Annotated in this window: 17 protein-coding genes and 1 pseudogene; 9 read left to right on the top strand and 9 right to left on the bottom strand. The window is 66.2% G+C overall.

Going from position 1 to position 21208, the window contains the following annotated elements; all coding sequences use genetic code 11:
• Positions 1-119: 119 nt before the first annotated feature.
• From C7C56_RS25820 to C7C56_RS25815, 3 genes are read left to right on the top strand one after another with little or no spacing between them, the layout of a single operon-like run.
• Positions 120-752, top strand: coding sequence for an RNA polymerase sigma factor (locus C7C56_RS25820; RefSeq protein ID WP_181373357.1), 633 nt, complete (start codon positions 120-122; stop codon positions 750-752).
• Positions 749-1333 (top strand): hypothetical protein, encoded by a 585-nt coding sequence (locus tag C7C56_RS29155; protein ID WP_181373356.1) that lies wholly within the window; start codon positions 749-751, stop codon positions 1331-1333. The genes C7C56_RS25820 and C7C56_RS29155 overlap by 4 nt, the downstream gene beginning before the upstream one ends.
• Positions 1330-3417, top strand: a complete 2088-nt coding sequence (locus C7C56_RS25815) for a caspase family protein (RefSeq protein ID WP_181373355.1) — start codon at positions 1330-1332, stop codon at positions 3415-3417. Before C7C56_RS29155 ends, C7C56_RS25815 begins: the two co-directional genes overlap by 4 nt.
• A 13-nt stretch (positions 3418-3430) precedes the next feature.
• Here C7C56_RS25815 and C7C56_RS25810 read toward each other — a convergent pair whose 3' ends face one another.
• Positions 3431-6208 (bottom strand): CHAT domain-containing protein, encoded by a 2778-nt coding sequence (locus C7C56_RS25810; RefSeq protein WP_106760209.1) that lies wholly within the window; start codon positions 6206-6208, stop codon positions 3431-3433.
• Between the two features lie 220 nt (positions 6209-6428).
• On the opposite strand from C7C56_RS25810, the gene C7C56_RS25805 reads away from it, so the two are divergent.
• Positions 6429-6791 carry an MmcQ/YjbR family DNA-binding protein gene (locus tag C7C56_RS25805; RefSeq protein ID WP_106760208.1) on the top strand — a complete coding sequence of 121 codons (363 nt, stop codon included), beginning with the start codon at positions 6429-6431 and terminating at the stop codon, positions 6789-6791.
• Positions 6792-7036: 245 nt separating this feature from the next.
• Here the strand turns inward: C7C56_RS25805 and eda are convergent, their stop codons facing one another.
• Both eda and edd read right to left on the bottom strand, forming a co-directional pair.
• Entirely contained in the window at positions 7037-7666 is a 630-nt protein-coding gene (eda, locus tag C7C56_RS25800; protein ID WP_106760207.1) for a bifunctional 4-hydroxy-2-oxoglutarate aldolase/2-dehydro-3-deoxy-phosphogluconate aldolase, read from the bottom strand.
• Positions 7663-9579, bottom strand: a complete 1917-nt coding sequence (gene edd / locus C7C56_RS25795; protein WP_106760206.1) for a phosphogluconate dehydratase — start codon at positions 9577-9579, stop codon at positions 7663-7665. Before edd ends, eda begins: the two co-directional genes overlap by 4 nt.
• A 309-nt stretch (positions 9580-9888) precedes the next feature.
• Between edd and pgi the strand changes: the two genes are divergently transcribed.
• From pgi to C7C56_RS25780, 3 genes are all read left to right on the top strand, one after another.
• Positions 9889-11532, top strand: a complete 1644-nt coding sequence (gene pgi, locus C7C56_RS25790) for a glucose-6-phosphate isomerase (RefSeq protein ID WP_106760205.1) — start codon at positions 9889-9891, stop codon at positions 11530-11532.
• The gene (locus tag C7C56_RS25785; RefSeq protein ID WP_106760204.1) at positions 11529-12434 is read left to right on the top strand and encodes an SMP-30/gluconolactonase/LRE family protein; all 906 of its coding nucleotides are present in this window, start codon (positions 11529-11531) and stop codon (positions 12432-12434) included. The genes pgi and C7C56_RS25785 overlap by 4 nt, the downstream gene beginning before the upstream one ends.
• 151 nt (positions 12435-12585) lie before the next feature.
• Positions 12586-13821, top strand: coding sequence for a hypothetical protein (locus tag C7C56_RS25780; RefSeq protein WP_106760203.1), 1236 nt, complete (start codon positions 12586-12588; stop codon positions 13819-13821).
• 86 nt (positions 13822-13907) lie between these two features.
• On the opposite strand, the gene C7C56_RS25775 is transcribed toward C7C56_RS25780, so the two are convergent.
• Both C7C56_RS25775 and C7C56_RS25770 read right to left on the bottom strand, forming a co-directional pair.
• The gene (locus tag C7C56_RS25775; protein ID WP_229459003.1) at positions 13908-14567 is read right to left on the bottom strand and encodes a thiol:disulfide interchange protein DsbA/DsbL; all 660 of its coding nucleotides are present in this window, start codon (positions 14565-14567) and stop codon (positions 13908-13910) included.
• 568 nt (positions 14568-15135) lie between these two features.
• Entirely contained in the window at positions 15136-15873 is a 738-nt protein-coding gene (locus C7C56_RS25770; RefSeq protein ID WP_106760201.1) for a hypothetical protein, read from the bottom strand.
• A gap of 351 nt (positions 15874-16224) precedes the next feature.
• On the opposite strand from C7C56_RS25770, the gene zwf reads away from it, so the two are divergent.
• Together zwf and C7C56_RS25760 are read left to right on the top strand one after the other, a co-directional pair.
• The gene (zwf, locus tag C7C56_RS25765) at positions 16225-17691 is read left to right on the top strand and encodes a glucose-6-phosphate dehydrogenase (RefSeq protein ID WP_106760200.1); all 1467 of its coding nucleotides are present in this window, start codon (positions 16225-16227) and stop codon (positions 17689-17691) included.
• A gap of 260 nt (positions 17692-17951) precedes the next feature.
• Positions 17952-18806, top strand: coding sequence for an SIS domain-containing protein (locus C7C56_RS25760; RefSeq protein WP_106760199.1), 855 nt, complete (start codon positions 17952-17954; stop codon positions 18804-18806).
• Positions 18807-18844: 38 nt separating this feature from the next.
• Here C7C56_RS25760 and C7C56_RS25755 read toward each other — a convergent pair whose 3' ends face one another.
• The 4 genes and pseudogenes from C7C56_RS25755 to cueR form a co-directional block, all read right to left on the bottom strand.
• Positions 18845-19339, bottom strand: coding sequence for a MerR family DNA-binding protein (locus tag C7C56_RS25755; protein ID WP_106760198.1), 495 nt, complete (start codon positions 19337-19339; stop codon positions 18845-18847).
• Positions 19340-19458: 119 nt separating this feature from the next.
• Positions 19459-20316, bottom strand: coding sequence for a DUF8832 domain-containing protein (locus C7C56_RS25750; RefSeq protein ID WP_106760197.1), 858 nt, complete (start codon positions 20314-20316; stop codon positions 19459-19461).
• A 5-nt stretch (positions 20317-20321) separates the two neighbouring features.
• On the bottom strand, positions 20322-20546 hold the full coding sequence (locus tag C7C56_RS25745) for a heavy-metal-associated domain-containing protein (RefSeq protein WP_106760230.1): 225 nt from the start codon (positions 20544-20546) through the stop codon (positions 20322-20324).
• Between the two features lie 251 nt (positions 20547-20797).
• Positions 20798-21178 (bottom strand): annotated as a pseudogene (gene cueR, locus C7C56_RS25740) (Cu(I)-responsive transcriptional regulator); the annotation flags it as partial.
• Positions 21179-21208: the final 30 nt, after the last annotated feature.

Raw genomic sequence — 21208 nt, 5'->3', positions numbered from 1 at the left:
GCAACGGAGATTTTTTTTTGCTCTCGAAATTAGGGATATTCCTTGTGAACGGGGATGAACGCTGGTAAATTCCCGGCAGAAGGGATTGATGTGTCGCCAGTCCCATTACGTTGATGTCCATGCCATTTGATTTCTCGAACTTTCTAAAGCGCCGGCGTGACAATGAGGCGGATTTTCTTGTCTGGCGCGCGATCGTGAGAGGCGGGCGCGAGCGTGACAGCGGATGCGCAAAGTTGTATCAGCGCTATGGCGCGAGCGTGCGGAGAACATTCCTGGCCGGGGGACTTGACCGTGAAACGGCGGAAGAATTGTTCCAGGAAGTGGTTATTAACGTCGTCGTGTGCTGCGCTCAATTCACGCCGGACCAGTCGTTCCGTGCCTGGCTATTCTCGATCGCGCACAATGTCTACGTCGACCATTTACGCTATCGGGCCGCGCGGCGTAACGGCGACCATGCCCATCCAATTTCAATGGACGCGGTCCATCCCTATTCCGACCGCGAGTTGGGCGCCCTGGAGAACTTCGGCTTGCGCGATTGCGTGCGCCAGGCCTTCATCGCGTTCGAACAATCGCATCCCGAACGCGCGCAAATCATGACCCTGTCGGTTTTGGAGGGACTGTGTTCGAAAGAGGTGGCGCATTTCCTCGAGCGTAGCGACGCCGCGACCCGGGAATACCTGCGGCAATGCCGCATCAAGATGCGTTCCTATTTTGCCCACTGCCACATCTATCTGGCAGGGGAGGAAACGTGAACCATAACGACGACGACGACGATGACGACTGGTTCGAAGTGCTGGCCGGGCGCGCGCGGCCGCAGGCCGCCCCCGAGACGGTCCAGGAGGCGCAACTGATGCGCGAGGCCATTCTGTCCATGCACGCGCGGACGGCGCCGCCCGGTGGCGAACCGGCAGGCTTGGCGCGCCTTAGCGCACGGCTGGCGGCGGAGGGCTTGCTCGGGCCAGCCGCGGCGGCATCCTCGTCCAGGCGCCCATGGCTTGCCCTCGCCGCCATGCTGGTGGTCAGCACCGGGCTGCTGCTGTTGGTAGGCCCACTTTTGCCGGAGACCGCCCGCGACTACGGTGAGCAGCTCCGTGGAGCTTCCCCCGCGCAGCAGGTGCTGGTCGATGATCCCGGGCGGGCCGCCGCGGCATTGACGACGCAGCTGACCGAGCTGGGCGTGGTTGCCACCAAGACCGGGCTTGGCAACGCCACGCGTGTCGAAGCCTTCGTGCCATCCCACCTGGAGCCGCAAGTGAACGCCCTGCTGAGGCCATATCAGGTTCAAGTTGGCAACAACGGCCACCTCTTGCTCAGCTTCCAGGCCGAACGGTGAACCTGCGCGCGCGCTCGCTTGTGTTGGTTTGCGCGTTGCTTTCGCTGACCGGCCCGGGCGCGCATGCGGGCGACAGGCATGCGCTGCTGGTGGGGGTATCGCACTATCCAACGCTCAACAGCCGGCGCCAATTGCCCGGCGCCCGCAATGATGTCGACATGATGCGTGCCGTGCTCGGACGGGCCGGCTTCGGCGCCGGCGACATCGCGGTGCTGGCGCACGCGCTGCCTGGCGCCCGAACCCCGACCCGGCTCGCCATTCTCGGGGCGCTGGAGCGCCTGGGCCGACTCGCGGCGCCGGGCAAATTCATCTATCTGCATTTTTCCGGCCATGGATCGCAGCAACCTGCCGCACCCGGGGAGTTGGCGGGTGAAACCGACGGTCTTGACGAGATATTTCTTCCCGCCGATATCGGTTCCTGGGATGGCAGTGCCGGGGTGGTCCGCAATGCGATTGTCGACCAGGAGTTCAAACAGGCGATCGCGCGCATGCGCGCACGCGGCGCGACGGTGTGGGCGGTGTTCGACACTTGCCATGCGGGGACGATGAGCCGCAGCGGCGAGGAGGGCACGCGCGAACTGGCGCCTGGCGCGCTTGGCATTCCGTCGGAATTATTGAAAAAGCATCGCCGGTTGGCGTCCGCGCGAACCGGGTTCCCCGCGCCCGCGGGCCGGCGGCGCGAGACCGCGGAACGTGGCGGCCTGGCCGTTTTCTATGCCGCGCAAAGCGATCAGACCACGCTGGAGGAGCGATTCCCCGATGAAAATGGCAAGCCGTACGGTGTATTCAGCTACGCGCTGGCGCAGGCCTTGAGCGCTTGGCCGGGAGCCAGCTACCGCCAGCTCGGCGAGCGCATCTTGACCCGTTACGCCGCCCAGAACCGGTACTTCCCGACCCCCCTATTTGAAGGCGAGATGCTCGATCGTCCCGTGTTCGGCGGTCCCGCTTTGCCGCCGCCGCAGCAATGGCCCGTGGAACACGACAAGGTTGCGGGGACACTGAGCATCGCGGCAGGAACACTGAATCAATTTGGCGAGGGCGCCGTATTCGCAGTCGCGCCCGCGGCAGCCGGCGGCGCGGGTTCGGCCCCCGTGTATCTGAAAGCGACGCAAGTGGACATCCTGCGTTCGACTTTGCTTCCACTCGGGGGCGACGCCGCCCCGGACATCAAACCAGGCGCGTCCGCGCGACTGGTCGATCCGGGTCTCGCGCTGTCGCTGCGGGTGGCGGCGCCGGAGCGCCCCACCGGCACGTTGCGCGCGGCGCTGGCACGCTTGCGCAGCGCCCCGGCGGGCGGTGTGCCCATCATTTTTCGAGGTGCCGGACAGAGGGCCGATGTCGCGCTCGCGGCGCGCGGCGCCAAGATCTGGCTGATCCCGCAGGGATCGCGCGGCGCAGGGCCGGGTCGTGAGGGCGGTTTGTCGGTGCCGGTCGGGCGCGATGGGAAAATCCTTGCTGCCCGCCTGTACGAGCGCTTGGAACGTATCGCCAAAATCCAAAACCTGCTCAAACTGGCGGCGCAAATGCCGCTCGGCGCCGCCGGCGACAAGCGCACGCTGTCGATGCAGGTGCGTGCCGCCGGCAGCACCCAGCGCTTCAGCGTGGCGAAGGCGGAGCCGGCCCGCCTGCGGGCGGGCGACCGCGCCTACTTCAGGTTTGACAATGGCGGCACGCGCTCGGTGGACCTGACCTTGTTATTTCTAGACAGCAACTTTGGAATTGCGCCGGTCTTCCCGTACAACAGCGGCGAAATCAACCGGATCGAGCCCGGTGGACATGTCGAGGTGGCCATCGACATCACATCGGGCACGCTGGGACGCGAGCGCGTCCTGGCGATCGCGGTGGAGGCGGCCCCGTTCAGCCTGGTCGCCGACTTCAGCTTCCTGGCCCAGCGCGGCGCGCCGGCGGACGCGCCGGAACGTAATGGCGACCCGGACCGCGATGCCGCGGCGGGGCTGCACGCGCTTTTGGCCAACGCCGGCTTCGGTGCGCCTCACGCGCGCGGCGCGGGCGCGCCCGCCAGTTGGCCGCGCGCAGCGATGGCCTGGTACGGTTGGACCACGCTGGCGCGCGCCAATCCCTGACCACGCAAGGCGCTTAGCGCCAACTGCTCATCATCACGAACGGCGCCCAGTAGTACGGGTGTGCGTAGCGCGCCCGCTTGCCCGCCCTGAATGGACGGGAAGTGGCGGCCACGCCCACCCGGGCCGCGCCGCGCATGGCGCCGCCGGCCATGGACGCGTGTTGCATGAGGTCGCGCTGCGCCAGGCGCAAGGCCTCCGGCTTGCTGACATCGGTCTGCAAATGGCGATAGAAGGAGGGCATGAACGCGGCCGTGCTTTCGTCGTCGACCGCCCACAGGGTGGCAAGTACCGTCTTGGCGCCGCGTTGCTGCAGCATGGACGCGACACCTTCGACCTCCTGTCCGTTGGCGTCGATGGCCGCCGCGGCCGTGTCGCAGGCGGACAGCGTGAGCAACTCGGTACCTGCGAAATCGAAGCGCTTGTCCTGCAGCTCCCTGAGCGTGAGCTTGCTGCCATCGCCGAGAAGCAGGAACGATGCGTCATCGCGCCCGGCCTTGTAGACGAAATGGGTGGCCACGTGGATCAACGAGTAGCCCTTGGCGAACGATGCCGCCAGGCTGGCGGCGGTGAAGGCTTGATCAAGGTGGACCTCCCCGCTGACAACGCCTGCTTGGCCGCCGTTGCCAACAATGCCAGCCAGTTCGCGTTCGACCCCGGGCAAGGCCTTGAATCCCGCGACCGCCTTGGTCAGGCCGAAGGCGGCCAATTGCGGCAACGGACGGACCGGGGTTGCGCCGGCGGCCGGATCGGCCATTTCGCTGAGCAGCGCCAGATTGTAGCGTTGCGCGAGGTAGCGCTTGCCATCGTACAAGGCTGCCAGCGGCAGGTAGCGCAAGGTGCCGTCGAGCGACACCAGCAAGGTGCGCGCCTTCATGGTGTCGAGTTCGCGCGCAACCGGGGCCACCAGGAGCCGATACAGTTCGCGCGCCATCGGCGACGGATCGCGCCGCGGATTTTGCAGCACTTGCCGGAACGCGGCGATCTTGCGCTGCAGTTGCGCCGGCGAGACTTCGGTGTGGCGCACCAGTTGCCTGCCGTGGCCGGTCACGACGATGTGCAGCCGTTCGCCACCGACGACGTACTCCAATGCGACGCTGCCCTCCCCATGCCGCTTGAGCAACGCGCGCTTCTCGTCGAGCCGCTGCAGGCTTGCCTGCGTGGTGGCCGGACGCGCCGTCCCCGCCGATGCGAACGCCTCGGCGGCCTGGTCGAGAAAGGCCATGAAAGCCAGATGTTCCGCCGCCAGGGCCGCTTCCGCCGCGTCCTGGCGCCGCCTTTCCTCCTCGCTGGCCTGTTGTGCCGATTTGCGTTGCAACGCGCTCAGCGCGGCGCCCATTGCCACGAGACGTTTTTGATGCTCGCCGAACTTCAGCACCCAGGGCATTTCATGGCCGGTGAATGACACGAACGTCGTGCTTGCGCCGCGCTGGTTGGTGAAGTGGAGGTATTCATCACCTTTTAGCAGGGCCAGGATTTCCTGCGCTTCGGGCAGGCGATCGAGCCCGATCAGCTCATCGATGAGGCTGCGAAAGCCAGCGCCCTTTTCCGCGACGAAGGTCTTGCCGAGATCGCGGTCACGCAGTTTGGTGGCCTGCGCGATCGTGAGCACGGCATTGATCGCTTGCTTGCGCAGAAACACCGCGGCACCTTTGTTGCCGGCCGACGTTTGCAGCGACGCCAATTCCTGAAGCGAATCGTTCTGATTTTTCATCAGGCCATGCGACAATGCCAGCGCCAGTCCGCGCCGCGCCTGCGCCTGCGCGGAAACCGCCTGCCCGAGCGCGTCGAGGGACTTGGCATAGTTATTGAGCGGGATGGCCAGTCCGGGACTCCATTTTCCTTGGATTGATTCACGGATGGCGATGGCGCGCTCAATCGCCGAAATGGCATTTTCATGCTGTCCTGTCTTCGTGTACAGGAATGCGAGATTGTTGAGCGTGTTGGCGACGGCCAGACTTGATTTCCCGTTCTTTTCCTGAAGGGCCAAACCGCGCTTGCTCAGTTGTATCGCTGTCGCAAAGTTGCCCGCGCTCCCTTCCCCGGCGGCCACGTTCGCAATGCCAATGGCGAGCGAGGGGTGATCGGGCCCGAGCTCGCTCTCCATGGCCGCGAGGGCGCGCTTATAGTAGAGCAACGAATTTGTGTTGTCGCCACTTTTCGAATACACGCCGCCGACCTGCAAGAGCGTGACGCCGATACATGGCTGAGAAGGATTGGGCACCTGTTCGCACAGATTGAGCGCCTTTACCGCATGCACGCGTGCGTTGGAAAAATCCCCGGATTCCAGGTATATGGTCGCCAAATTACTGTGCGCGATGATGGTTTCGATGTCGCGCTCGCCAAACGCCTTGGAGGAAAGGGCGACGCTGCGTTCCATGGCGGGCAGCCCGTTCGCCAGATCTCCGCGGCTGAGATAGGTCTTCGCAAGGGTCTGATTCGCCTGCGCGTACTCCTTCGTCGAGGTCGCATCGCGCTTTTCGTAAATGGCGAGCGCACGGGCGATCGTGTTTAGCGCCGCATCGTACTCGCCCTTCCCTTCGCGCACCTGGGCGATGCCGATGAGAATGTTGGCAGCCAGAAGCTCTTCATGCGCAGCTTCGTAGACCGAAAGCGCCTGTTCGAAAAGGGGCAATGCCTTGTCGTATTGCCTCGCCCCCAGCGCGGCCTCGGCCGTTTCACCCGCCTTGGCCGCATCGCCCAGCCCGGATGGCGTGGCGGCGCCGGCCTGGCCAAGCGCCAACAGCAGGGCCAGCGCAATGCCAGGGATGGATATTCCGTCGTGATTTCTCATCTGCTCGTTCTTTCTGTGCGGGGATATGAATCGAGGTGTTTCCGTCGCCGATGGCGTCTTGATGTGCCGCCCTGCAAGGAAGTCTCGCCAAACTCACATTTAATTGCATATTCTACAATGCAACAATGCCCTGCCGAGTGTTATTTCGGCGCTATCAATCAGAAAGCTCGACGCCCTGGAACCGTTCTGCGAAACTGGGGCCCGTTCACCCGCGCCCCCAATGAATACCAAACAACTCAAAGAACTCTGCCTAAGCTGCGCGGGCGCCACGCAAACCCTGCATGGCGCGCCCAGCAATATCCTCGTGTACGCGGTCGGTGGCAAGACCTTCGCCTACTTCAAAACGAGCGCGCCGGAGATCTGGCGTTTCAGCTTCCGCGTCACGCCCGAGCGGTTTGTCGAGCTCACCGGCGTGCCGGGCGTGAAGCCGGCGCGCTACATGGGCCGCTTCCACTGGGTGACCGTGGTCGACGTCAGACAATTTCCGGCCGACTACCTGGCCGAGTTGGTGCGGGCGTCCCACCAGCGCGCCCTGGCCTCGCTGAGCAAAGCCAAACAACAGGCCGCGCTGGCGCCGGACTGAGAGGTTGAGAGTCTTTCGATCATGCCCGCTCAGAGGCTGAGAGTTTTTCGGGCGTGTCCGAGCAGCCCGCCAGAAAGCGGCAGATCGAGGCGCAAGGCACAGCCATAGCGGGCTATGGCGAGCATTTGCAACGACGAACTGGCGCTTTCTGGCGTGCTGAGCGGGCATGATCGAAAGACTCTCAGCACGCCCGAAAAACTCTCAGCCTCTGACGGCGCGCCCGCCACAAAGACGGGCGCGGCCTTTCAGCGCACCCGCAGCGCCGAGGCCGCCTTTGCCAGCTCCGTGATGTGGGCCCAGTCGCCCGCGTTGATCGCGTCCTTCGGGGTGAGCCACGAGCCGCCCACGCAGGCGACGTTTTTGCACGCCAAAAATTTCGGCGCAGTGTCGATCGAGATCCCGCCGGTCGGGCAGAAGGTGACGTCGGGCAGCGGGCCGCCGATCGCGTTGAGCATGCCCACGCCGCCGGCCGGCACCGCCGGGAACAATTTGAGCTGGCGGAAGCCCGCCTCGCGCGCGGCCATGACCTCGGACGGCGTCATCACGCCCGGCAGCAGCGCCAGCCCGCTCTTGCGCGACGCTTCGATGAGCGCCGGCGTGAGGCCGGGCGAGACCCCGAACACGGCGCCGGCGTCGCGCGCGGCGGCGAATTCGTCGGGCTGCGTGAGCGTGCCGACGCCGAGGATCGCGCCCGGCACCTCGGCCATGGCGCGGATCGCGCCGAGCCCGTGCGGGGTGCGCAGCGTCACCTCGAGCACGCAGATGCCGCCGGCCACGAGCGCGCGCGCCAGTGGCACGGCGTGCGCCGGATCGTCGATGGCGATTACGGGGATCACGCTCGCCGAGCGCATGATGTCGAGCAGGGACATGGTCATTTTGGATTCCTGATGAGGGTGTCTTCGTCGGAGCCGGGCACGATGTCGCCGCTGTCGGCGCCCTCGTGCAACGGCACGGTGGTCGGGATCGGCGACGGCAGCGCGAAGGTGGTGGCGCCTTGCTCGGCCTCGCTGATGGTGTTGCGGAACATGGCGAACAATTCGCGCCCCATGCCCACGTGCGAGGGCGACAGGTCGGCCGTGGCCAGCGTGCGCGCGGCCCAGACCGCGGCCGGCACCAGCGCCTCGAGCGTGCCGGCGGTGGCGTCGAGGCGGATGATGTCGCCGTCGCGCACCAGCCCGAGCGGGCCGCCCGCGAGGATCTCGGGCGAGACGTGGATCGCGGCCGGCACCTTGCCCGAGGCGCCGGACATGCGCCCGTCGGTCACCAACGCCACGTGGCGCCCGGCGTCCTGCAGGTTGGCCAGCGCCGGCGTGAGCGCGTGCAGCTCGGGCATGCCGTTGGCGCGCGGGCCCTGGAAGCGCAGCACGGCGACGAAGTCGCGGTCGAGCTTGCCGGCCTGGTAGGCGTGCATGAAGTCCTCCTGCGAATTGAAGGTCAGCGCCGGCGCCTCGACCACCCGGTGCTCCTCCTTGACGGCCGAGATCTTCATCACGGCGCGCCCGAGGTTGCCGTCGACGAGGATCATGCCGCCGTCGCGCGCGAACGGCGCGCTGGCCGGGCGCAGCACGGACTCGTCGGCGCTGGCGGCCGGCACCGGCTTCCAGACCACGTTGTCGCCGTCAAGGAACGGCTCGGCGCAATGGGCGCGCAGGCCGCGCCCGAGGATGGTGTTGACGTCGTCGTGCAGCAGGCCGGCGTCGAGCAGTTCGCGGATCACGAAGCCGGGGCCGCCGGCGGCGTTGAAGTGGTTGACGTCGGCGTCGCCGTTCGGATAGATCCGGGTCAGCATCGGCACCACGGCCGAGAGCTCGTTGAAGTCGTCCCAGTCGATCACGATGCCGGCCGCCTTGGCGATCGCCACCAGGTGCAGCGTGTGGTTGGTCGAGCCGCCCGTGGCGAGCAGGCCGACCACGGCGTTGACGATGCATTTCTCGTCGACCAGCTGGCCGACCGGCATGTAGCCGCCGCCCTGCTGCGAGATCTCGACCGCGCGGCGCGCGGCGGCGGCGGTGAGCGCCGCGCGCAGCGGCGTGCCCGGGGTGATGAAGGCGGCGCCGGGCAGGTGCAGGCCCATGATCTCCATGAGCATCTGGTTGCTGTTGGCGGTGCCGTAGAAGGTGCAGGTGCCGGCCCCGTGGTACGAGGCGGACTCGCACTCGAGCAGCTCCTCGCGGGTGGCCTTGCCCTGCGCGTAGAGCTGGCGGATGCGCGCCTTCTCCTTGTTGGACATGCCGCTCGTCATCGGGCCGGCCGGCACGAACACGGCCGGCAGGTGACCGAAGTGGAGCGCGCCGATCAGCAGGCCCGGCACGATCTTGTCGCACACGCCCAGGTACAGGGCCGAGTCGAACATATTGTGCGACAGCGCGATCGCGGTGCCCATGGCGATCGCGTCGCGCGAGAACAGCGACAGCTCCATGCCCGGCTGGCCCTGGGTGACGCCGTCGCACATGGCGGGCACGCCGCCGGCGAACTGGGCCACCGCGCCGACCGTGCGCACGGCCTCCTTGATGATCTGCGGGAAGGTCTCGAACGGCTGGTGCGCCGACAGCATGTCGTTGTAGGACGAGACGATCGCGACCGACGGTTTTTTCTGCTCGCGCAGCTTGAGCTTGTCGTTGGGCGGGAACGCGGCGAAGCCGTGCGCCAGGTTGGTGCACGAGAGCGCGCTGCGCTGCACGCCCTGCAGGCGCGCCGCATCGAGGTGCGCGAGGTAGGCGCCGCGCGAGGGGCGGCTGCGCTTGATGATCCGGTTGGTCACGCTTTCGAGTACGGGGTGCAGCGCCATGATCGTTCCTTTTGAATTTGCTTCGTGAAATTTTACTACAAAATCCGCGCGATGCGTTCAATTCGATGACCGAGCTTGCCCTTTTTTCACCCGGAACGCAAGTTCGCGCCCGAATCCGGGGCCGCGGAGGGGCCGCAAACACCATGCGCCCCCATTGGTGGGCCCGCTTCTTTTGTAGTGAATTTACGCGACTTTCCTGTATCATTCGATAATCTGTCGCTGGAGGCGCCCGCGCGCCCCGCCCCGGCCTTGCCCGGGACAAAAGCAGCGACCCCTTTCAACCGCCCCATTACGCCAAGCCGACCCATCATGCGCCAGCCTGCCCTCACCGCCACCGCCGCCTTCCAAGCCCTCGAAACGCACGCCATTGACGCCGAAGACTGGCAGATGCGCGGCCTGTTCGGGGCCGACCCGCAACGCTTTTCGACCATGTCGCTCGAGGCGGCCGGTTTGTTCCTCGACTACTCCAAGAACCGGCTCGACGCGCGCACGCTCGAACTGCTGGCCGACCTGGCGCGCGAGCGCGGCGTCGAGGCGCAGCGCGAGGCCATGTTCGCCGGCGACAAGATCAACCTCACCGAGGGGCGCGCCGTGCTGCACACGGCACTGCGCGCGCCGCGTGAATGCGCGCTCGAGGTCGACGGCCAGGACGTCGCGGCCGACGTCCACGCGGTGCTCGAGCGCGTGCGCGCCTTCAGCGACGCGGTGCGCAGCGGCGCCTGGCTCGGCCACAGCGGCAAGCCGATCACCGACATCGTCAACATCGGCATCGGCGGCTCCGACCTCGGCCCCAAAATGGTCTGCCTGGCGCTGCGCCAGTACTCGCACCCGCGCATCGCGATGCACTTCGTCTCCAACGTCGACGGCCACGACATGGACGCCGCGCTGTCGGTGGTCAACCCCGAGACGACCTTGTTCATCATCGCCTCCAAGACCTTCACCACGGGCGAGACCATGCTCAACGCGGCCACCGCGCGCGCCTGGTTTTTGGCGCACGTGCCCCCCGCGCACTTGGCGCGCCACTTTGTGGCGGTGTCGACCAACGTCGATGCCATCACGCAGTTTGGCATCGATCCGGCCAATATGTTCCCGTTCTGGGACTGGGTCGGCGGGCGCTATTCGGTCTGGTCGGCGATCGGCCTGCCGATCGCGCTGTGCGTCGGCTACGCCCACTTCGCCGATTTCCTGGCCGGCGCGCACGCGATGGACCTGCACTTCAAAGAGGCGCCGCTCGAGGCCAACATGCCGGTGCTGCTGGCCCTGGTGGGTTTCTGGAACCGCCAGTTCCTGGGCTGCGCGTCGCTCTCGATCGCGCCCTACCACCAGGACCTGAACCGCTTCCCGGCCTACCTCCAGCAGCTCGACATGGAAAGCAACGGCAAGCGCGTGACCAAGGGCGGCCTGCCGGTCGACGGCCCGACCTGCCCCGTGGTCTGGGGCGACTGCGGCACCAACGGCCAGCACGCCTACTTCCAGCTGCTGCACCAGGGCACCGACCTGACCCCGATCGACTTCATCGCCAGCCTGCGCCCGGCCCACGAGCTGGCCAAACACCACGCGGCGCTGCTGGCGAACTGCTTCGCCCAGTCCGAGGCTTTCATGCGCGGCAAGACCACCGACGAGGTGCGCGCCGACCTGCAGGCGCAGGGCCTGTCGCTGGCCGAGGTCGAGCGCCTCGCGCCCCACAAGACCTTCCCCGGCAACCGCCCCAGCAACACCATCCTCATGGAATACCTGACCCCGTCCACGCTGGGCGCGCTGATCGCGCTCTACGAGCACAAGACGTTCGTGCAGGGCGTGATCTGGGACGTCAACAGCTTCGACCAGTGGGGCGTCGAACTGGGCAAGGTGCTGGCCAAAAAAATCGAGGCCGAGCTGACCGGCGCGGCCACGCCCGAGCAGCACGACAGCTCGACCAACGGCCTGATCGCCATGGCCAAGGCGGCCGTATGAGCGACGACATCCAGGTCGTCCACGCCGCCCCGATGGCGGTCGGCGAGTGCCCGCTCTGGCATCCGGCCGAGGCCTGCCTGTACTGGGTCGACATCGACGGCTTGAGCGTGCACCGGCTGCACCCGGCCAGCGGCGCGCACCGCGCCTGGCGCATGGCGAGCGAACCGTCGGCGCTGGCCATGCACGCCGGCGGCGGCCTGGTCGTCGCCACGCGCGCCGGGCTGGTCCACCTCGACACCGGCGACGGCAGCGTCACCGGCAGCGTCACCGAGATCGCGCCGGCCCCGTACGACACCGCGACCGCGCGCTTCAACGACGGCCGCACCGACGCCGCCGGCCGCTTCTGGATCGGCACCATCTACGAGCCGCGCGACAAGCAGGCCGCGCAAATGTTCTGCCTCGAGCGCGGGCAGCTCAGGCTGGCGTGGAGCGGCGGGATGACCAATTCGAACGGCCTCGGTTTCAGCCCGGACCAGACCGTGATGTACCACGCCGACACCGCCACCCACCGCATCGACCGCCATGCGTTCGACCTCGGCACCGGCACCGTGGGCGCGCCCGAGCGCTTCCAGCAGTTTTCGACCGACAAGGCGGCCGGCGATTACGGCGGGCGCCCGGACGGCGCGGCGGTCGACAGCGAAGGCGCCTACTGGTGCGCGATGTTCGAAGGCGGGCGCCTGCTGCGCTTTTCCCCCGGCGGCCGGTTGCTGCTCGAAGTGGCGCTGCCGCTGCGCTGCCCGACCATGCTCGCCTTCGGCGGCGCCGACCTGCGCACGCTGTACATCACGAGCGCGAGCCACAACCGCTCCGACGCCGAGAAGGCGCGATACCCGCTGACCGGCTGCGTGCTGTCGCTGCGGGTCGACGTGGCCGGACGCCCCGAGCCGCAATACCGGCCCTGAGCGCGGGCCACGAAATTATTTCCGGCCGCGTGAGCCAAATCACGGCAAATTCCCGCATTACTTGGTGACGGCCGCAAAAGCCGCTGGATAACAATTCAACCCACCAAAAACAAGGAATTTGCCATGTAAAAAAACCTCGCAAGCGACGCTGTTGCTCGCCGTCGTACTCGGCGCAAGCCTTGCCGGCTGCGGCGGAGGCGACGCCGGGGCGCCCGCGGCGGCGCCGCCGGCACTGCCGGCACCGCCTCCGCCGCCGGCCTTTTCGATGACCTTCACGCCGTCGCTGGGCAAGGTCCTGAACGCCGTGGTGCAGTTGAAACTGGCCAACGGGACCGTGATCGGGACGCTCAACACCGGCAGCACCGGCACGGTGACGTTCGCCAACGTGCCGCAAAGTTCGGGACCGCTGCTGGTCGAGGTGCTCGGCGGCGCCAACGCGACCTATTACGACGAGGCGACCAACACCTACCTGCCGTTCGGCCCGGATCGCATTCTGCGCACCGCCGTGGTGGCCTCGGCGGCCAACAGCAATGTCGCCGTCACCGCGTTCACCACCATGGCCGTGGCGCGCGCGAACGCGCTGACGGGCGGCCTGACGGCGGCCAACATCGCCGCCGCCAACGGCGCCATCGCGGCCGCCTTCAGCGTGCCCGACATTTCGACGGCGCCGTCCCTCGCCGGCAGCGCCGCCGATGTGGCCGCGCTCCAGAACACGCCCGCGGGCCAATACGCCCTGCGCCTGGCGGCGCTGGCCAAACTGGCGCTGACGCAAAACGCCAGCATCGGCGCGCCCGCGCTGGCGATGCTCGAGGCCATGACCAGGGACATGGCCGACGGCGTGCTCGACGGAAAACAGGGCGCCGATTCGCTGAGCAACCTGCCCTACGTCGGCGCCACCTTCGGCAGCGCCTGGCTGGCCGCGACGCAGGCGCTGGGCGCCAACAACGCCAACCTGCTGAGCTTTTTGAGCGCCAACAACTTTGGCGTGGCGTGGTCGGGCGCGCCCGTGGTGCCGCCGGCGCCGGCGCCTGGCACGGGCACCGAACCGGTCCCTGACACGCCGCCGGTCAACATGCCACCGACCGGGGTCTGGGTCGGCGGCACGCTCACCGGCAACGGCAACTGCCGGGTCACGCTTGAAACAAACGGCGTCTTCACGATGACCTACGACAACACCACGGTGTCGGCCCATTACAGCGGTGTCAGCCCGGACGCCTACCAGGTGAGCGCCAGCGGCACCTCGTACGCGGCGACCTCGGACCAGAGTCTGCCAACGGCCAGGATCGTCACCGTGAACTTCAAGGCGGGCGCGCTCGATGTCGCGTTCGTGATCAAGGCCGGTCCGCCGCCGGTCTCGGTGATGTGCCACAACTTCGTCAAGCAATAGGCGCCTGACGAACGACGCGGGCCGAGGCCGCGGCCCGCGCTTTCAATTGGCGCCGGCTTATTTGGCGCCGGCATATTTGGCGCGGCCTATTTGGCGCCGGCGCGCGCCTTGGCCGCCTTGGCCACGAGCGCATCGAGCACCTGCATGGTCGCCGCGTGCAGCTCCTCGGTGCCGGGCTTGCCGCCGAGGCTCTTGCGCAGATGGTCGGGCGAGGTCACATAGCGGCCGTCGACCACGATCTGCGGCACGCTCTCGATGGCATAGGCGTTCAACAGCTGCTCGTTGCGGCGCATGCGCGTCTGCACCGAAAACGACTTGTACATGTCGAGATACTTTTTCTGGTCGATGCCGACCTTGGTCAAAAACAGCGTCATCAAGTCCGGCTTATCGAGGCGCAATTTAAACTTGTGCATGCCTTCGAATATCTTGCCATGCACGGCCTCGGCATTCTTCATCATGTCGAGCGTGACATACGCGCGCTGCATCGAGGCCATGCGCGGGTCGAACAGGACATGCACCCGCTTGAAAGCGATCTTGTCGCCCTGCGCGGCCACCCATTTGTTGAGCGCCGGATCGATCGCATAGCAGTGGTGGCAAAAATAGCCGAAGAACTCGATGACCTCGACCTTTTTGCCGGAATCGGTCGCTTGCGGCTTGGCCAGCGTGGTGTATTCGGCCCCGCTGCGCGGGGCCGTCGGCGAGGCCGCGGCGCTCCCCGCCAGCAGGCTCAGGGAGGCAACGACCATTATCCGTTTTAAGAAGCGCATGCTTTACCTTTGATTTAAGTGCTTGGTCGAATTCGATGGCCGACAATTTACCATGGGCGCAATAGGGCGCCGCCTCCCCGGCGCGCGCCCGGCCGTTGGAACATGCAGCGCGAAGCATAACCATAGTGGGGCAGCTTCATTAAGCCTGGCTTATGGCGGGAATGGAATCGGGCGGAGGCGCCGCAAAAGCGTCCCTGTCCCGGCTGCCCAGCGCCAACCGGCGTATCGCCCCCCCCCGCTTGCGCGGCAGCGCGCCGCAAGCCCCCCTGCATAAAAACGGCCGGTGCCGGCCTGCGATCGACTCCAAAAACGTTCCACTATCGGGGTCTGACCCCGATAGCGGAACATTTCGAACTGTTTGGCTTGAACAACATCGTATTGAACGGCGCCGATCTACAAGCCCCGCCGGCCAATGCTGCGCCGAATCCCGGGGTCTTTGAAACGGCCAGCCGCCTTTACACCCAGAACGGAAACGGTGGCACCTTGCGGGCGTTGCCGCGCCCAGGACAGTGACATGCCCGACCTCGCCCAGCTTAACGTGACGGTTTCAAGCCTTGGGCGTGAAGGTCGACACGTTGTGGAAGTCGATGTCGCTGCCCGGCCCCTTGTTCGTGCCGATTTCCTCGCGCTTGAGCACCACCAGCCGGTTCCCCATGACCGAGAACACATAGTCTTCCTTGTTGCTCCCCTCGATCGTCATGAACACGAGCGCCTTGGCCTTGAACTTGCGCGTCATGCTCGCCGCCAGCGGGGCGCCGTCGGTGCCGATCCACACCCGGGCCAGGCGCGCGTTTTCCTTGACGCTCAACTTGGCGTCCTCGGCGTCCGGCTCGTTGATCACCAGTTCAATCAGCCGCGCCGGCTTGCCCTGCCAGGCCTCGACGCGCTCCGATTTGAGCTGCGCCATCGCCAGCGTCTGCAGGAACGCCGGCGCGTAGTTGACGGTGCCGGCCATCCGGGTGGCGCTCACCGAACGGATCAGGACATTGAGCGGCAGCACCTTCGTGATCGACACCCCGCCCTTGCTTTCGTCGGCCGCGCGCTTGAGCAAGGCGCGGTCCCAGCGCATCTGCAAACCCTCGGGGCTGTCCTCGACGTACATCGACGCGCTCACCGTCTCGGGCCCGGTCTTCTTGTCGTTGTCGGTCTTTTTTTCCTTCAGTTCGTAGGTGCCGCGCAAGGTCGACTGGCCTTGCATCTTCGCGAGCGCGGCCTTGAGGTCGTCGAAGCCGTTCGCGTAGGCTGAGTTGGCAAACAAGAGGGCGATCAGTACGGCCAGTTTCATGGTGAGTCCTTGGGAAAGATTTTTCGAGATTGTTATGCCGGATAAAATGATGTGGGTTGTTTCACATCGTTTCGTGCGGGTAATATACGCGCTTTGCGGTGTGCAAAACACATCGTTTGTAATCATCTGTTTCAGCTTGCCCATGGACGCGCGAAGCCTGCTAATGCCGTTCGAACCCCGGTCTCCCGCCGCCCAAGCGCGGAATGTGGCACCATACCGGGGCAATTGAAGCCAAGGGGGCGTTACGTAGTAAAATTTCTTGCAATGCGCATATTCGTGTAGTAAATTTACATATGCGCAGCGCACGCTGCACCGGCTCCGGCACCCTCTCACTCTTTGCGATCACATATTATGGCTCTTACCGATTTTGACCTGGTCTTGTTTGGCGGCAGCGGGGACCTCTCCATGCGCAAACTGCTCCCCGCGATGTACGCGCGCGACGTCGCCAAGGACCTGCCGCCGGGCTCGCGCATCATCTGCGTGGGCCGCCACGAATGGTCGCAGGAGGAATTCCTGCAAACCGTCGAAAGCACCTCGAAGCCGCACGTGAAGTCGGTGGCCGAGGCGCACTGGGCCAAGTTCATCGCGCGCATCGTCTACGTCTCGCTCAACGCCACCGACGCCAAGACCTACGGCACCCTGGTCGACGTCATGCGGCCCGATCCGGCGCTCACGCGCGTGTACTACCTGGCCACTCCGCCGCACCTGTTCGCGCAGATCTGCGACAACCTCAAGGAGGCCGGCCTGGCCACGCCGAACTCGCGCGTGGTGCTCGAGAAACCGCTCGGCCGCGACCTCGCCAGCGCCAAGCAGATCAACGCCGAGGTCGGCAAGGTGTTCGCCGAATCGCAGATCTACCGGATCGACCACTACCTCGGCAAGGAGACCGTGCAGAACCTGCTGGCCCTGCGCTTTGGCAACATCCTGTTCGAGCCGCTGTGGCGCCGCGAGTGGATCTCCGACGTCCAGATCACGATCGCCGAAAAGCTCGGCGTCGGCAACCGCATGGGTTACTACGACAACTCGGGCGCGCTGCGCGACATGTTGCAGAACCACCTGCTGCAGCTGCTGTGCATCGTCGCCATGGAGCCGCCGACCTCGATCAACTCCGACGCCGTGCGCGACGAGAAACTCCAGGTGCTGCGCTCGCTCAAGCGCTTCACCCCGACCACGCTGTCGCAGAACATCGTGCGCGGCCAGTACCGCGCCGGCCACGTCGACGGCAAGCAGGTGCCGAGCTACCGCGACGAGCCCGACGCGCCCGAACACTCGCGCACCGAGACCTTCGTCGCCATCAAGGCCGAGATCGACACCTGGCGCTGGGCCGGCGTGCCGTTCTACCTGCGCACCGGCAAACGCATGGCCGACGGCCTGGCCGAGATCGTGGTGCGCTTCAAGCCGATCCCGCATTCGATCTTCAACCAGCCGACCAGCAGCTTCCAGCCCAACAGCCTGGTGATCCGGCTCCAGCCCGACGAGGGCCTGAGCCTGAACCTGATGGCCAAGACGCCCGGCGACAGCATGCGCCTCAAGCAGGCCGAGCTCGAGCTCGACTTCCGCGAATCGTTCAAGTCGCCGCGCATGGACGCCTACGAGCGCCTGTTGCTCGACGTGCTGCGCGGCCAGCTGACCCTGTTCATGCGCGGCGACGAGCTCGAGGCGGCGTGGGAATGGGTCGAGCCGATCCTCGACCACTGGGAGAAGGAAGACAGCGTGCCGACCCCGTACACGGCCGGCACCTGGGGACCGGCCGCGGCCAGCGCCCTGATCGGGCGCGACGGCTTGCAATGGCGCGAAGAAGCACTTCCTGAAGACTAATTTGGAAGTGCAAGGAGCATGGCCCTGCATGGCTATGCCGTTCCGCAGGCGCGGTGCGGTGCACCGCGAAACCCCTGCTACACCGCTCCCCGAAGGGGCTTTAGCTTGCGCAGGCGAGACTCCTGCCACACCCTCCCGGAGGACTGGGTTGGGAGGGAAAAGGAGTCTTGCCATGCATGGCAAGACCGTTCCGCAGGCGTGGTGCGGTGCACCGCGCAACCCCTGCTACACCCCCTGCTACACCTTAACCGGATGACCAAGTGTTATTAGACTCGATCCGCACCCAGCTCGACTCGCTTTCGAAGTCCGAGAAAAAGGTCGCGCTGGCGGTGCTTGAGCATCCCGGCGCCACCGTGAGCCAGAACATCACCGCGCTGGCCAAGGCCGCGCAGGTGTCGGAGCCGACCGTGGTGCGCTTTTGCCGCACCCTCGGCTACGACGGCTGGCACGAGTTCAAACTCAAGCTCGCGCAGGGCCTCGCGCTGGCCCTGCCGGGCGCCAACGAGCAGCCGGCGCAGGACGACCTCGCCGCCGACCTCGTCAACAAGATCTGCAGCCGCTCGATCAACACCCTGCTCGACCTGCGCAACAACCTCAACCCCGAGGCGGTCCAGCGCGCGCTCGACATCCTCTCGCGCGCCAACAAGATCGAGTTCTACGGCCAGGGCACCTCGGGCATCGTCGCCGCCGACGCCCAGCACAAGTTCTTCCGCTCGGGCGTGCCCACGGTCGCCTACGCCGACCCGAACATCCACAGCATCGCCGCCGCCCTGCTGCACGCGGGCGACGCGCTGGTGGCCATCTCGCAGCGCGGCAACAGCCCGGCGCTGGTGCGCTCGGTCAAGCTGGCGCGCCGCGGCGGCGCCGACGTGATCGTGCTGGCCCCGTCCGGCACGCCGCTGGCCGAACTGGCCACGGTGCTCATTCCGATCGACCTGGTCTTCAACACCGACCCGTACACGCCGATCTCGGCGCGCCTGGCCTACCTAGTCGTGATCGATGTGCTCGCCGTCGGACTGGCCCTGCAGCGCGGCCCGGACTTCCGCAAGAAGATGCAGAACGCGCAAAAGGCGCTGCAGGAGTTCGACATGCAATTCGATTCGTTCATCGGCTGACGGGCTTCGCCGCGCCGCTTTCCCCATCCCGATTCACGCTACGGTTTTTCTGAAACCGCATTACCCGCCCTAAGCGCCAGCAACTCTTCCAGGATGGGGCATGCAGGCTGATGCACAACTGCAAACGCGTTCGCAAGGCGCTCCAGGAGGTGCGCCATTGCCTGAAGCTCCTCGTTGCGTGATTCCAGTTCTTTGCGTTGAGACAAGACAATGCCCTTCATCTCCGGGCTCATGCGACGCATGTTTTGCCACAGGAAAAGCATCCTCGCGACCTCCTTCATGCCGAAGCCCAGCACATGCGCGCGCCGGGCAAAACGCAGTACGTGGACATCCTCGTGCGTGTAGCGCCGCCGGCAAGCGTCGCCTTCTCCCGCACCCGGAATCAGGCCGCGCGCCTCGCAATGGCGCACCAGTCTTTCCGAGACACCGGCGTATGCAGTGACATCTTCGATTCCCAATCCTTGCCCCTCGCCGCGGCCCGCCGGCCGGGGCTTGAGCGCGCTATCGTGCGGTGCGTGGGTATGGTGGTTCATGTTGGCTCCCTCCTGTTTAAACTGCTTGAAGTTTCCTGTCGGCCGGGCGCGGCGCCCCGCGCCCGGGGTCGGACAGTGCCGCGCTCTCGGGCGGGGCTGTCAACGTGGAACGTCGGCAGTTACGGCGCTGCCGGAACAGTGACGGCGAATGGCACGGTGCGCACCCGGCGCCCGCCCTTGAACTGGATCCATAGCGCGTACCGGCCCGCACGGGGGGGCGTCACGTGGAGCATCAGTTTGGCCTCGATGGCGGCCCTTGGATCGGCGTGCGACCCGTGCGCGGTGTGGCCACCTTTCGGCGCGTGCGCCGCCATCGCGTGCGCGTGAACATAGCCGAGATCGTCGGTGCTCACGAACACCGCGTGGGCCGGCACGCCAAGATAGAGCCCAAGGTCGGCCGCCGGCTTGCCGTCCTTGAGGAACGTCAACGCCATCATGCCTTCGGTCCCGGCCCGCAGCGCCGAGGCGTCCAACTCGACCGTGTAGGGGCCGTCCGATCCCCTTGCCTCGGCGGCGGGCGCTTGCGGCGGCGCCGCCTGCCCCGTTGCGACGTCCACCGGCACCTCGAAGCGGATGACCTGCTGGCCCAGGCCCTTCGGCACCGCGTCGGCGTAGACATGGTAGGTTCCGGGCTTTGGAAAGCGCAGCGTGACCCTGAAGCGCCCGTCCGGCCGCAGCCCGCCCGCGTGCTCGTGCACAAAGCTCGAGAAAGCGCTGTCGGTCGCGAGCACGTGGAGTTGCTGCGTCAATTCCTCGTCGAAGCGCGTGATCGGCCGGCCCGTCGCCTTGTCGGTGAAAGCGATCAGCAACTCGCGCGTGAGCGGCCCGGCCTTCCGGACAACGAGCTCGGCGGTGACCTTCTCGGTCGTGCCGGGAAGGGCAAAGACGCCTTGGAGGATCCGCTCGGCCGCGAATGCGGGCGGTGCCGAGGCGCCGATCATGGCCACGCCGACCGCAATAATATGCTTGATGCGCATGGGCCTCACTCCCCTGTCAGTCGGTCATTGTTGGGGCGCTGCAGGCCCGGGTACCCGGCCGCGGCGAGCGCCGCGAGGAAAGCGCCCTCGTCCAAGGCGCTGTCGACCCGCACCTCCTGCGCCTGGGGGTAGGCTTCGATGCGCGCCTGCGGGTCGGTGCCCAGCAGCGCCCTGGTGACGGACTTGGCGCAGCCGCCGCAGGTCATGTTTGGAATGTAGAAACGATGCATCTTGATCTCCTGGTTGGTTGGTCCGACCACTATGCGGTTTGACAGCGTGGCAAGGTCAAACACTTTTCGGCGAAATTTCTCCTTCGCCTTCAATGCCGGGATCAAGCGGGGCCGGCGCGTGTTCGCCGGCGCTCACGAGCTCACGAAGGCGCCACCATGGCGGCGCGATGGCGCGACGAGGCCGGTGTGTCGACCCCGAACCGGGGCGACTTGTGTCGCGCCTGTGGTCCTTGTTCCGCCCCGGCCGGCTCGGCCAAATCGGCAAGGATCGGGCAATCGGGGCGGTCATTGCCGTGGCAGTGGTCGGCCAGGTGTTCGAGCATGTGCGCCATCGCTTGCAGTTCGGCGATCTTCGCCTTCAGTCCGGCGACATGGGAAAGCGCCATCTCCTTGACGTGGGCGCTGGCGCGCTCACGGTCGCGCCACAAAACCAGCAGTTCCGCTATCTGTTCGACGGAAAAACCAAGGTCGCGCGCACGGCGGATGAAGCGAAGTCTATGCGCGTCCGGCGCGCTGTAATTCCGGTAGCCGGCGTCGGAACGCATCGCGCGCGGGATCAAGCCGATCTGCTCGTAGTAGCGAATCATCTTCGCCGAGACGCCGGAAAAACTGGACGCTTGACCGATATTCATCATGCTCTCCTTCTGGTGGAATTAATCAAA

Origin of the sequence: Massilia glaciei, assembly GCF_003011895.2 — a bacterium.
Taxonomy (GTDB): domain Bacteria; phylum Pseudomonadota; class Gammaproteobacteria; order Burkholderiales; family Burkholderiaceae_D; genus Telluria_A; species Telluria_A glaciei.
The sequence above is the reverse complement of the archived record's forward strand: the minus strand, read 5'-3'. Positions and strand labels throughout refer to the sequence as shown.